Annotated in this window: 10 protein-coding genes and 1 pseudogene; 5 read left to right on the top strand and 6 right to left on the bottom strand. The window is 69.6% G+C overall.

Features of this window, described 5'->3' with window-relative positions; translation table 11 throughout:
- Nucleotides 1-74 precede the first annotated feature (74 nt).
- On the top strand, nt 75-1,577 hold the full coding sequence (locus SYV04_RS42070) for a TolC family protein (protein ID WP_321551760.1): 1,503 nt from the start codon (nt 75-77) through the stop codon (nt 1,575-1,577).
- On the top strand, nt 1,577-2,974 hold the full coding sequence (locus tag SYV04_RS42065) for a BamA/TamA family outer membrane protein (protein WP_321551759.1): 1,398 nt from the start codon (nt 1,577-1,579) through the stop codon (nt 2,972-2,974). The genes SYV04_RS42070 and SYV04_RS42065 overlap by 1 nt, the downstream gene beginning before the upstream one ends.
- Nucleotides 2,975-2,988: 14 nt before the next feature.
- Here the strand turns inward: SYV04_RS42065 and SYV04_RS42060 are convergent, their stop codons facing one another.
- Both SYV04_RS42060 and SYV04_RS42055 read right to left on the bottom strand, forming a co-directional pair.
- The gene (locus tag SYV04_RS42060) at nt 2,989-3,654 is read right to left on the bottom strand and encodes a TVP38/TMEM64 family protein (protein ID WP_321551758.1); all 666 of its coding nucleotides are present in this window, start codon (nt 3,652-3,654) and stop codon (nt 2,989-2,991) included.
- Between the two features lie 30 nt (nt 3,655-3,684).
- Complete coding sequence (locus SYV04_RS42055) at nt 3,685-4,272, bottom strand: hypothetical protein (protein WP_321551757.1); 588 nt, start codon at nt 4,270-4,272, stop codon at nt 3,685-3,687.
- Between the two features lie 167 nt (nt 4,273-4,439).
- Between SYV04_RS42055 and SYV04_RS42050 the strand changes: the two genes are divergently transcribed.
- Genes SYV04_RS42050 through SYV04_RS42040 form a run of 3 tightly spaced genes read left to right on the top strand, consistent with a single transcriptional unit; the run spans nt 4,440 to nt 8,653 of the window.
- Nucleotides 4,440-6,512: a hypothetical protein gene (locus SYV04_RS42050; protein WP_321551756.1), complete on the top strand. Its 2,073-nt coding sequence runs from the start codon at nt 4,440-4,442 to the stop codon at nt 6,510-6,512.
- Nucleotides 6,513-6,544: 32 nt separating this feature from the next.
- Complete coding sequence (locus tag SYV04_RS42045; RefSeq protein WP_321551755.1) at nt 6,545-7,612, top strand: ferritin-like domain-containing protein; 1,068 nt, start codon at nt 6,545-6,547, stop codon at nt 7,610-7,612.
- Between the two features lie 12 nt (nt 7,613-7,624).
- Complete coding sequence (locus tag SYV04_RS42040) at nt 7,625-8,653, top strand: hypothetical protein (RefSeq protein WP_321551754.1); 1,029 nt, start codon at nt 7,625-7,627, stop codon at nt 8,651-8,653.
- A 35-nt stretch (nt 8,654-8,688) separates the two neighbouring features.
- Here SYV04_RS42040 and SYV04_RS42035 read toward each other — a convergent pair whose 3' ends face one another.
- The 4 genes and pseudogenes from SYV04_RS42035 to SYV04_RS42020 all read right to left on the bottom strand — a co-directional run.
- Nucleotides 8,689-9,420 (bottom strand): class I SAM-dependent methyltransferase, encoded by a 732-nt coding sequence (locus SYV04_RS42035; RefSeq protein ID WP_321551753.1) that lies wholly within the window; start codon nt 9,418-9,420, stop codon nt 8,689-8,691.
- A gap of 168 nt (nt 9,421-9,588) precedes the next feature.
- Nucleotides 9,589-11,382 (bottom strand): DUF885 domain-containing protein, encoded by a 1,794-nt coding sequence (locus tag SYV04_RS42030; RefSeq protein WP_321551752.1) that lies wholly within the window; start codon nt 11,380-11,382, stop codon nt 9,589-9,591.
- A complete protein-coding gene (locus SYV04_RS42025) occupies nt 11,297-12,070 on the bottom strand; it encodes a TetR/AcrR family transcriptional regulator (RefSeq protein WP_321551751.1) in 774 nt (257 codons plus the stop codon). Before SYV04_RS42025 ends, SYV04_RS42030 begins: the two co-directional genes overlap by 86 nt.
- 248 nt (nt 12,071-12,318) lie before the next feature.
- Nucleotides 12,319-12,581, bottom strand: a pseudogene (locus SYV04_RS42020) (hypothetical protein); the annotation flags it as partial.

Below are 12,581 nucleotides of genomic sequence, written 5' to 3'. Positions count from 1 at the left end.
CGCGCCCGGCGTGCCGCATCCGCCGCCGGGCGCTCCGTCCCCCTTCTCTTCCCACGCTTCAGGACTTCCCCACCATGCACCCCCTCTCTCTCCTTGCCGGGCTGCTGCTTGCGCAGGCCCCGGCCCAAGTTCCCCCGAGCCCTGCCGCCGACGCGCCGGTTGTCACCTCCGCGCCCGCCGCTACGCCCGCGCCTCAGCTCCCCGTCCTCACCCTGGAGGAGGCGCTGCGGCAAGCAGACCGCCAGAGCCCTGACCTCGAGGTGGCTCGCGCTCGCCTGGCCCAGGCCGACACGCTGTCCGCCCAGGCCTGGTCCGCGTACCTGCCGCAGGTGACGGCCCAGGGTGGCTACACCCGCAACTCGGCCGAGGCGAACCTGACGCTACCCACGAGCTACATCGTGCGGGACGTGGGCGCGCCCACCGGCCCCGCGAACGACCCGAGCCGTCCCGTGGGCCCAGACAACCCGCCCGGCGGTGCCACCAACTTCGTGGCCGTGGGGGCCGACTACCAGTCCGTCCCCATCCAGAAGAAGGACCAGCTGGGCGGCAGCATCTCGCTGCGCCAGGGCCTCATCATCCCCGAGGGCTACGTCGCCATCCGCAATGCCTACCTCGGGGAGAAGCAGGCCACCCTCAGCGTGGAGGATGCGCGGCGCGCCATCCTCTTCGGCGTGACGCGCGCCTACCTGGGAGCCGCCTCACTGCGCGAGGTGCTGGCCGTGCAGGAGCAGTTGTTGGAGGTGCGCCGGGGCTTCGAGCGCAATGCCCAGGCGCGCTTCTCCGTGGGCGACGTTCCGAAGCTCGCGGTGCTGCGCGCCACGCTCGACCGCGCGCGCGCCGAGCAGGAGCTGGTGCGCAGCCGCAACGCGTACACGAACGCGAAGAGCGCGCTCGCCACGCTGCTCGCCCGACCCGTGGACTTCGACGTGCAGACGCCCGAGGGGCAAGGGGCGGTGGGACAGTCGGCCGAGAAAGACGCCGCCAGCGCCGAGGCACACGCCCTGGAGGCGCGGCTCGACGTGGCCGCCTCGCGCGTGGGCGTGGACGTCGCGCAAGGGCAGCGCCGCGCCGTCGCCGCGCGCTACCTGCCGAACCTTGCCGCCACGGGCACCTACAACCTGAGCAACGCGGGCGGCTTCACCGGCCAGAACAGCAACTGGAGCGTGGGGCTGGGCCTGTCGTGGACGCTCTTCGACGGCGGCCTGCGCGAGGCGCAGCTGCGCGAGGCCTCCGGGCGCATCGCCGAGGCGCGCGCCACGCTGCGTGCCTCCGAGGAGAAAGCGCGGGACGAGGTGCGCCGCGCCCTCAACGACCTGGAGACGACGGAGAAGAACCTCGCCACGGCCCAGGAGCAGGTGGCGGTGGCGCGCGAGTCCGCGCTGCAGGTCAAGCGCAGCTTCGAGCTGGGCGCGGCGACCTACCTCGAGGTGTCGGATACCAACTCGGCCCTCGCGCAGGCGGAGCTGGCGGCCGTCGCCGAGTCGCTCAACGTGCGCCTGGCCCGGCTCGACCTGGAGCGCGCGGTGGGCGACTTCGACCCCGCCCCAGCCGACTCCGCGCCCGAGACGGTGCGCTGATGCGGGCGGCGCATGTCCTGGCCTCGCGCGCCCTCCGTCCCCAAGCGCAGGATGCGCTCCTCGCGCTCTTCATCGCCTCCACACTCCTCCCGGCCCGATACGCGCACGCCCAAACGACGACGGAGACACCACCCGCGGAGCAGCTCATCGATCGTGCCGAGACGACGACGCCAGAGACGCCGCCCGCGGCGCAGCCCCTCGAGCGCGACGAGACGACGCCGGAGGCGCCGCCCACGGTGCGGTCCCTCGAGCGCATCGAGGTGACGGGTAACACGCGTACGCACCCGGACGTCATCCTGCGCGCGCTGGGCGTGAAGGAGGGCGAGCCCGTTTCGACCGAGGACGTGCCCGAGCTGGAGCGCCGCCTCATCAACCTGCGCCTCTTCTCGGCCGCCAAGGTGGCGCTGCGCCCGGGCGCCTCCGGCGTGGTGCTGGAGGTGGGGGTGGTGGAGCGCTGGACGCTGCTGCCCGTGCCCTTCTTCAACAGCTCCCAGGGCCGCACGCAGGCGGGCCTCTTCCTCGTGGAGACCAACCTCTTCGGCCGCCGCAAGCAACTGGCGGCCGGCGGCACCTACTCCAACCGTGGCAGCAACGGCTTCGTCTTCTACCGGGACCCAAGCCTCGGAGGCAGCAACTGGACACTGAGCGCGTCCACCTTCCTCGGCGTGACGGACCGCGAGCGAGTGCCCGTGGAGGTGGTCCTCGACAGCTACCGGGACGCTCGCTACGAGGCGAGCGCCCAGCTGGGCTATCAACTGACGCGCGAGCTGAACGTGTCCGGAGGCCTCTTCGGCCGCATCCTGCGCCCCAAGGCTCGCGATGGCTTCGCCACGGCACCGCCCCCTGGCGGCGAGGCGTATGGCGTCACGGCTTCGGCCGACTACCAGGGCCAGACGTTCCGCTTCTTCTTCAACGAAGGGCTGAACGCGCGGCTGCAGGTGGACGAGGGGCTGGACCTCGCCGGTTCCTTGCCGTACCGGCGGGTGCAGGCGAGCGCCACCTATACGCACGCGGTGCTGGGGGACCACACCCTGAGCTTCTCGGGCAGCTTCGAGCTCTCCCACGGCAACCCTTTCCGCGACACCATCCTGCTGGGCGGGCGCATGGGGAGCCGCGGTTTCGTGCAGGGGGGACTCTGGGCCGAGGAGGCCACCACCTTCACGGCCGAATACCAGCTGCCCCTCTGGAAGCCAGGCTGGGGCGTCCTGACCGCCAACGCCTTCGTGGACGCGGGTGTGGCGCGCTGGCAAGGCGACCCGCTGACGTACGCGACCCCGGGTGCGGGCCTGCGCGTCTACCTGCGCAACGTCGCCATCCCCGCCCTGGGCGTCGACGTGACGCGCGCCCCCACCACGCACGAGGTGACGGTCAGCGTCGCGGCCGGCGTCAGCCTGTAAGGAGGCCTCTGCAGTTACCGAGAGCGGGTTCTGCCTGGGAGCCCCGCCAGCCACAGCGCGAGGCCCGGCAGCAACACCATGCCCGCGAAGAACAGCAGGAAGGAGCCCGTCCCCGCGGCCGAGGCTCCCACCGCTGCGTAGGTCGCGGAGACACCGAGGTTGCCCAGCGCCACCGAGGTGAAGAAGCCCCGCCGTGACATGCGACTGGCCCCAGCGAAGACGGTCGACGCCTCGGCCAGCACAGGCACCGCGCGGAAGACGAGCAGGAACCAATGGCCATGGCGCCCGGCCACGCGAACCAGCCGGGCTACCTCGGACTCGCCCACCATGCGCCTCAGGGCCGCTTCGCCGGCCCTTGCCCCGAGCTGATACCCCAGCTCGCTCGCCACCATCATCCCGGCAAAGCACGTGACGGTGCCGCGCCAGAAGCCCAGCAGCGCCCCCGCCGCCGTGGCGATGAGGCTCGAGGGCACCGGCAGGACGGTGTCGCCGGCCAGCAGCCCGCCCAGCAGCAGCGCTGCCTGCCAACCCGGAGGATGCGCCTCGAGGAAGCGGCGGGCGGCCTCCTCCAGCGCCTCGCCGAAGAGGAAGAAGGGGATGAGGATGGCCGCCAGCAGCAGGCCGCCAAAGGCCCCCCACCCCACCGCCACCCGCTTCGCCTGCAAGCTCTCCGGCTCCATCTCAGCCGCCCCTTGCTCCCTGGAAACCGCTCAGAAGCCCACGCCCACCGAGAGCGAGGCTCCCGGGTGCCACACCCGCTGAGGGCGCAGCAGCTCCGGGGCATGGCGGAAGTAGGCCATGTTCATGCCCAGCTCGCCCACAAGCTCCACGCCAGCGGCGACAGGCAGCAGGGCCCTCAACGAGGCCCCCACCTCGGGCCCAGCGGTCTCCACCCCGGTGGGACCGGTGCCGTTGAAATGGAAGCCGCCGCTGTCCTCTCCTACCTGCAGCTCGGCGAAACCCGCGCTGAGCCTCGGCTGGAACCAGCCCACGGAGGTCTTCCACGAGGCGAGCCGGAAGTGAGCGCGGAAGTGAGCGATCTCCGGCTCCGGATCATGGTGGAGGAAACCAGAGCCCGTGCCGCAGCCCTCCACGCTAATCCTGTCGAGCGGAGCCAGCTCCAGGCACAGCGAGGGGCGGCGCGCGGAGGTGGACGCCCCGATGCGCAGGTTGCCGTAGTTGCGGGGGGCCGCCTCTTGCTCGGCCTCGACCGTTCCAGCGGGTTCTGCTCCCGCGAGCCCTGCCATGACGACGAAGGACACCACCAACAGCCGGCCAAGAGGGTGGATCAGCGACATGCATGCTCCACGGCAGAGAGGAACCCAGGCGCACAGAGTGCCCAACAATGCGGCCAAGAGCCACAGAGAAACCTTTCTGAGAGGCATTGCAGCACTCCACGAGAGTCCTTGGGAGGCAGCGCCGGACAGGTTAGGCTTTGCCCTCTGCGCAGGGGAGGGAGGCACAGATGAGCTATCTGGTGGGGCCCCGGATCACGTTCTCGGGTCTGTTCCAAGCCGATGTCTCGACGGTCAACAACGACGTCCGGCACTACTCCAACAAAGACTTCAAGCCCTCCTTCCAGGAGCAGCAGCCCTCCTACGAACAGCCACCTCCTCCGTCCGAGGGTGGCTGGTGGAACCCCGACGGCTCTGGCGCCTTCCGTCTGGTCAACTGCGTGGTCAAGGGAGCCCTCTGGGCAGACGGCACCTGGGTCACCAACCCCACGCAGGATTCGGCCATTGGCCTCTTCGTCGGTAACGCGCTGGGCCGCTCAGCCGGAAAGATGGTCGATCTCGATCCCCAGATGCAGATGGTCTCGGCCCTTTGGGGCCTGGGCATCCGGCTGACGGACGGCACTGGCGCCGGCCATGTCGCGGGAGACTTCTGGCCCGCCTCGTTCCGCGATCTCATGACCCGGCAGCCGAGGACCGCGCCCAACCAGCAGTCGCTGGGCGCCGCCTACACCTCGATCCTGCAGAACCTCGTCTGGGACCCGGCCCCGAAGGTGCTCTCGAAGGTGCTGGATCAGATGCGGACCCTGGTGGAACGGTACGGCCCCGAGGCTGCGCTCTCCATCCGCCTCAGCGTGTACAAGTACGGGCGCAACTACATCAACAACTCAGCGGCGCAGGGCTACACCTTCGGCAATGTGGTCGGAGCCCTGGGTGTCGCGCTGCCCAGCGAGCCGAAGACCTTCGTGCTGGGCCGCCGCTTCGCCCCCACCTCAACGCCCCGGGGGCTTCCCGCCGGCTTCAGCTATTTCGATGCCATGGTCGACATGGCGTCCAGTACCGTCTCCGTCGACCTCGGTAATTCCATCCCCTTGGATGACGACGCGAACGTCAAGACGGACCTCGGCCAGCTGTCGTTGGCGGTGCTGACCGTCGCCGACACCGTCTCGAATGGGCAGCCCACCTTCCTGCCCACCGACGCCACGCTCACCCCGAGCCAGTTCGTGACGATCGGCGCCATTCCCTACCAGGAGCCGGGCTGGCTGGAGACCACCGCTGGCATCGTCCGGCTGCCGCTGCCTCCCGCGGCGCTGGCGCTCATCAAGGACCACCCGCTGGCCCTCATCCACACCGTGGCCCAGGATCCGCGCCCGTCCTACACGCTCAAGGCCCGCGAGACGGTGATGGGCTACCTGGTCCGCGCCGACGAGTTCGTCCAGCGCCTCAACCCACAGAGCCAGTACCCCGACCCCCAGCCCACGGACTCCGTGGACGTGTCTGTCTATGCGGCGCAGTGGGGCACTCCCCTCGATAGCACCGCCCTGACCGTGGCGCAGGCGGGCGCCGATCCCGATGAGGGCACCGGCAACCAGGCGCTGGACATCCCCGTTCCCATCATGGGCTGGCCGCTCGACGTGGTCTCCTCTACGACGACAGCCTTCGCCCAGGGACGAACCGCGCTGACCGTCACGGCCACGGATCCGCAGGGGGCGCGGCTCGTCTATTACACGCCGCCAGAGCTGAAGGCCGGCGACCCGCCCCAGAAGCAGCCCGCGCTGGCCGCTCCCTACATGAATGGCCAGATCTACACCCTCCTGTACACGCTCCAGGAGACAGCGGGCTGGAAGAGCCCCACCGGCCAGCAGCACATGCTCGACGCCGTCTACCTGCACGTGCGCGACGGCTATGCGGTGAACCTCGATCCAAGCTGGGAGGACGTGGCCCCCATCCTCACCCAGTACGGCAACCTCTACCCTGTCATGAGCAAGCGGCTCGTCGATCTGTCCAACAAGGACGCCGTCACGGCCAACGCCGCCATCATCGAGCTGGCCTTCAGCCTGGACATGAACGACCCGAACTTCATGCCCGTGACGCGCGACATGCCGCCCGCCATGCAACAGACGCTGCTGGCCTATCTGCGCAAGCTCCAGGGCAAGGCCGTCACCCTGGCCCCCAAGGTCTCGAAGCGAAGAGCCGCGCTCCAACCGGGAGCCTCCATCCCCGCGCTGGACAAGGAGACCGCCTCGGCCGTCTCCGCCCGCCTGAAGAAGAGCCAGTCCGTCAAGAGTGGCAGCGAGAAGCCGTGACGCGTCCCCCCGCACGGTGAAAGGAAACCTCCATGCTCCGCGTGAAACAGAACCTGCTCCAGCGGCTGCGGCAAGCCAGGACACAGGCGGATCTCCACGAGTTCCTCCAGGCCGCCATCCAGCTCGAGCACTCCACCATTCCGCCCTACCTGACGGCGCTCTACAGCCTGCAGCCCGGCAGCAACCCTGCCGTTGCGCAGATCATCACCTCCATCGTGCGCGAGGAGATGCTGCACATGACGATCGCGGCGAACCTGCTCGTCGCCCTGGGCGGCAAGCCGCACTTCGCCGCCCCAGGATTCGTGCCGAGCTACCCAGGCCCCCTGCCCATGCAGGTGGATGATGACCTGCAGGTCGGCCTCCTGCCCTGCTCGAAGTCGCTCATCTACGACACCTTCATGCGCATCGAGCAACCGACAGAGCCGCTTCGGCTCCCGCTCAAGGGCGGAGGAACCTCGGACTACCCGGCAGCCTCCTCGGGCGAGTACCCCACCATCGGCGACTTCTACGCGGCCCTGCTCCGCATGCTCGAGTCCATGCCGGTCACCTGGGGTCCGGCGTCCGCCCAGGTCACCCCGGAGACGACCCAGTCCCAGTGGTTCCGGGTGACGGACTGGTTCCCCATCACCTCCCTGGATGATGCGAAGCGCGCCGTGAACATCATTGTCTCCGAGGGCGAGGGGGCGACGAACGCCCCGACAGACGACGACGGCGATCCCGCGCACTTCTACCGCTTTGGAGAGATCTACTACGGCGCGAAGCTCATCCAGCCCCAGCCCGCGAGCTGGTCCTATACCGGCCTGGACGTGAAGTTCGACGAGAGCCAGGTGTTCCCGATGACGCCAAACGCCAAGGCCGCCATGTACCCCGTGGGTACGCGCGCGCGGAAGTTGGTGGACGAGTTCAACCAGGCGTACATGCAGATCCTGCTGGGACTCGACACCGTCTTCAGAGGCCAGCCCCAGCGGCTGAACACCGTCCTGGGCCTCATGTACCAGCTCCGCATCCTCGCCTACGAGGTGCTGACGCAGCCGGATCCGAATGACACGGCCCACGGCACCGGCCTCACGTTCGAGTACGTCCCTCAGGTCGTCTCATAAGGAAGCCTGACCATGCCCCACCCTTCCCGCCTGCCCATTGTTCCTGTCTCCGCCCTCACCCTGGCCCTGTCGCTGGGGGGCGTCGCCTGTAGCAAGTCCGCCACCCGGGACGACGGGGCGGCCGATGATGTCTATGCCACCTACGGCGTGCACAACTCCTCGCACTCGAAGCAGTGCGCCAACCGCCAGTGCGAGTACACCCGAGGCCCAGGCGAGCCGACCAACCCCGAGTATCCGGAGTACTGGACGTCGAACTGGACGATGTACCGGGTCTTCCAAAACTATGAGACCCACCTGCCGCCCTACGATGGCAAGCCCCCGGCTCCGCTCGTCGAGGGCCAGGACTACGAGGTCTCGTACGGAGCGACCTACTACGACAGCACCTGGGACGGCGGCCGGGGCGCGATGATGGAGCACTACGACAAGCGCTGCCTGCCGATCTTCCCGATCCCCAACAACTACACCTGCTCGTTCATCTCGCTGGGCGACACAGCTTTCTTCGTGACCTACGAGTCCGATCGGCCCCAGGGAATGCCGCCGGTCTGCCTGTTCTCGCCTCGCAACCACCCGCCTCGGCGCGACTTCATCAAGCACCTGCCCTACAGCCAGGGCGACAGCGCCCAGCTCGACGGGCGCGTGCAGGGCTACTCCTTCTGGGTGGACCACGCCACGGGCAAGCCGATCCAGACAGGCGCCAGCCCCGACAAGACGCAGGAAGCGGCGATCCTCTTTGGCTACGCGTTCGACAGCAAGGCGACGCCCGACCGGGTGGATACGGCCGCAGCCCCCTACCGCCACCCGCAGTCGTTCTATTTCTCCGGCTACCCCGCGCCGCCCGCCAACGCTCCGATCGTCAGCCAGAACTACACCGACTTCGCCATGGTCCGGCCCGACCCTGCCAAGACCTGGGCCCAGGTGAGCGGGCTCGATCCGAAGACCCTGCCCCAGTGCCAGCTGTTCAACCCGCCGAGCACGTCCAACGCCTTGTTGAAGTCCGGTAAGTCCGCGCCCACCTGGGGCACCATCGGCCGCCAGCGTTAGGCTCCCTTCCAGGAGCGGGCGCGTCCCCTGGCGTCTCAGCCCGCGGCGTCGGGCTCGAAGCGCGCCAGGAAGATCTTGAACTGCAGCGAGACGAAGATCGGACGCGGCGCCACCAATCCGGCCCGGGCGAACATCGCGAACAGGGCGGCATCGGACTCGATGGGCCGTATCACCGAGAAGAGCTGGCGCCGACGCTCCAGATCTTCCGGGGGGATTCCATACGCCCGCAGCCGCCGCAGCTCCACGTTCATCAGCTCGGGGTCATTGCCGACGCGGCAGCCCAGCACGAGGGGCGCTCCGGGTTTGAGCCGTCGGGTCACCTCTCGCAGCAGCTCGATGCGGGCCTCCTCGCCCTCCACATGGTGGAGTACCCCCATCATCTGCGCACCGTCGAAGGGAGGGCCGGAAGGCAGGGTGCGCAGCTCGCCCACGTGGAGATGCGTGCGCGAAAGTATTCCCTCGGCCTCCAGGCGCTTGCGGGCAACGGCGAGCATGGCTTCGGAGGGATCCACTCCCGTGAAGCGCCAACCCGGCACGTTGAAGCGCGTGTAGGGCATCAACTCGGAGCCCGTGCCCAGTCCCACGAAGAGCAGCGACGCCGTGTCCTGGCCGTCGAGCTGGGCGGTCAGCGCGCTGACGCAGAGTTCGTACGCCGCCTGGATGCCGGCCAGGTTGACGGACGCCTGGGCGTCGTAGTGGGCAGCACGGTCGGCGCCAAAGCCCGGCACGAAGTGGTGGACGGCGGAGGCGGGGTGTTCGTGAGCCATGACGTGTCCTCGGGAGGCCCGCGAGAGGCGGGCGATTTCACTAGAGGATGTGTCGGGCTCTCGATGAATGGGAGAGCGGGGATTCAGGCTGGATCGGCGGAAACTTCGGTCCCGCCGATCCGCGCGCATGAGGCCCTGCTACAACGAGAGCCAACCCAGCGGGGCCGCTCAGGCCTTCTTCGCGGCCACCCAGCGCTCCAGCTTCTGGCGCAGCAGGGGCAAGGCGAGGGGGCCATCCCCTAGCACCACGTCGTGGAACTCGCGCAGATCGAAGCGCTCCCCGAGCGCGCTCCGGGCCTCCTCGCGCAGTCGCATCAGCTCCAGGTAGCCGGTCATGTAGGTCGCCAGCTGGCCGGGGGTGGACGCGTGCCGGTCCGCATAGCGCTCGGCCTCGGCGCGGGGACGGCTGGAGATGGTCATCATCGTCTGCACCGCCTGCTCCCGCGTGACGCCGAAGACGTGCATTCCTGGGTCCAGTTCCAGCGCCACAAGCGCATCGGTCAGGTGGCCGAGCAGCCCGGCGCGCATCAGCTCGTCCTCGAACATCCCCGTCTCGAACGCCACCCGCTCCGCATACATCCCCCAGCCCTCCACGAAGGCAGCGGTGGACAGCAGTCGGAGGACCGGGTGCGCCACGCTCCGCTCGCGCAGCCAGGCAATCTGCAGGTGGTGCCCAGGCCACGCCTCGTGCGCCACCGAGGGCGCGAGCCCCATGCGCGGCGACGTCTCCGCACCGCCGAGGTTGAGGAAGTAGGTGGCGGCGCGGCTGCCGTCCAGGGGGGCCGGCTCGTACCAGGCGGGCGGGGAGGAGGGCTCCCGGAAGGCGGCGGCCACCTCCAGCACCACCGGCGTCTCAGGGGTGCGCGAGAAGGCGCGCGGCACGAGTCCTCGCACCCGCTCCAGTTCGGCGCGCGTCTGCTCGACCTTCGCTTCTCGGGAGCCGAAGGCGAAGCGCGCTTCGGTGGCCAGCGCCCGCCGCCCCTCGCGCAGGTCCTCGAGGCTGGTGAGCCGGCGCACCAGCGGCGCGAGCTCCGCCTCCAACCCTTTGCGCGCCTCCTGCGCCCGCTTCTGTAGCTCCTCGGGCGACACGTCGAGCGAGCTGTAGGCACGCACGATGGCCCGGTAGCACGCCGCGCCCTCCGGCAGCGCGGAGAGCCCTGACTCCAGGCGTGCGCGCGGCAGGTACTCCTTCTTCAGGAAGTCTCGGTAGCGGCCCAGCGCGGGGAACACGTCGCTCTTCAGCACCCCCGTCCACTGCTTCTGGAAGGCGGGCGAGCCGCTGCGCTCCGCCGGGCTCCACAATGGGGAGCGCTCTGGAGCCTGCGCGAGCATCCCCTCGAGCTGCTCGAGGACGCGCTCGACGTTGGGGCGGGGCACGGAGTAGCCGCGGGCGAGCCCCTCGCGGGCGTTCGCCAGCTCCGTGCGGACGAAGCCCGGCAGCGCACGCCAGCGGGCGAGGGCCTGGGTGCGCTCGGCCTTCGTGCCCACCGGCTGCTCCGCCGCCGCCTGCGTCAGGCCCAGGTGCCAGCCGAATATCTGGTCCACGCCCCGCCACAGCTCTGCCCGGCAGACCCGCTGCGCCCGCTCTGCTTCGAGCGCCTCGCGCAACATGCCATGCACGAACCACTCGGGCGTCCCCTGGAGCGCTGCCGCGTCCACCGAGGAGAGTCTCGCGAGGAAGGTGTCCTGCCGCGCCTCCCAGGCGCGCAGGGCCACCGGCGTGTTGTCCGTCCACCGGTCCACGGGCGTGGGCGCCCCCACCTGCTCGGCGAGGTGCGGCGAGCGACGGACGCTCTCCGCCACGTACGCATCCGCCACCTCCCGCACGAGCGCCGCGGGCGAGGAGCGTGTTGCAGGGGCAGCGCCAGCTGGGGGCTCAGCGCGGGCGGCGAGTGCGGGGAGCAGCAGCGCGGGGAGCAGCAGCGCGCGGGCTGCCGCGCGGCGTGGGGCGGTGGGGCGCATCGGGGGGACCTCCGGTGGGAGAGGAGTCGGTGGAATGCAGCGGGACGCCCAGGTAGGCGCAGAACATGCGGGTGAGCTCCTCCACGAGCGCGCCCTGTGGCAGCTCGCCCATGCGCGGCTGCATGTGCGGGAAGAGGGCGGCCTCGCGCAGGATGGAGGAGCAGCCGGAGAAGGCGAAGCGGAGCGCCAGCTCCGGGTCGGGGTGCGAGAAGGTGCCGGCGCGGCTGGAGAGCAGCCGCACGAAGGGAACGTGGACACTCTCGCGGAAGCGCTGCGACGCCTCGCTCTGCACCATCTCGTCCGGGTTCTCGCGGTGGCGCCGCACCATCTCGCGCAGCACGGGCAGGTGCTCCTGCGCCACCTCCAACATCATCCCGAAGTACGCGCGCACCAGCTCGGCCGTGTCCGCTCCCTCCCAGCGCGCCTTATCCAGGACACGGGCGGCAGCCTCCTCCATTCGCGCCACGTAGCCCTCGTAGAGGAGGTGAGCGAGCGCGTGCTCCTTGCCGGAGAAGCGCCGGTAGAAGCCTCCCACCGACACGCCCGCGCGCAGGGCGAGTTCCTGCACCCCGATGGCGTCCAGCGGCTTCTCCGTCAACAGCGCCCGCAGCGCCTCAATGATGCGGGCCTGCGTATCGCGGCTGCGCGCCTGGAGCGGCGCTCGTGGAGAGGTGGTGGTGGCGGACATGAGGCCTTGAATGCGAATGCGAATCTCTATTCGCATCCAAGGCGAGACGGGGGCGGCGTGTCAAGCCGTCGACGCGGGCGGCATGCCCGCATCCGGGCGGGGATGGCCCTCCCTTCTGAGGCCGCTGGTGAAGGCAGTGCGACCACGGGCATTTCGAGGATCCGCAGCGGCTGGACTCTCGCGGGGCTGCTGCGCCGCACGTTCGCGCTGGTTGTTTTCGTCTGCTCTCGGGGTGAGGGGACCTGGTGCTACTGACTGGCCAGGGCCTTCTCGAAAGAGGCTTCCAGCTTCTCGATGAAGGGCTTGAACTCGGTGGGATTGATGAAGGGGTTGGGGGCGCCGTCCTTCATCTGCGCGCGCTTGCCGGCCATGTCGAAGAACTCCGGGTGGGGCGCGAGGAAGATGTCGACCTTCATCGCCTTCGATTTGGCGAAGGTCTTCCGATAGTCCTCGACGATGCCGGGATACTGCAGGGGCGGTTTGATGCGGTTGGCGGCGACGGTGGCCGAGC

Source organism: Hyalangium ruber (genome assembly GCF_034259325.1).
GTDB lineage: Bacteria > Myxococcota > Myxococcia > Myxococcales > Myxococcaceae > Hyalangium_A > Hyalangium_A rubrum.
The sequence above is the reverse complement of the archived record's forward strand: the minus strand, read 5'-3'. Positions and strand labels throughout refer to the sequence as shown.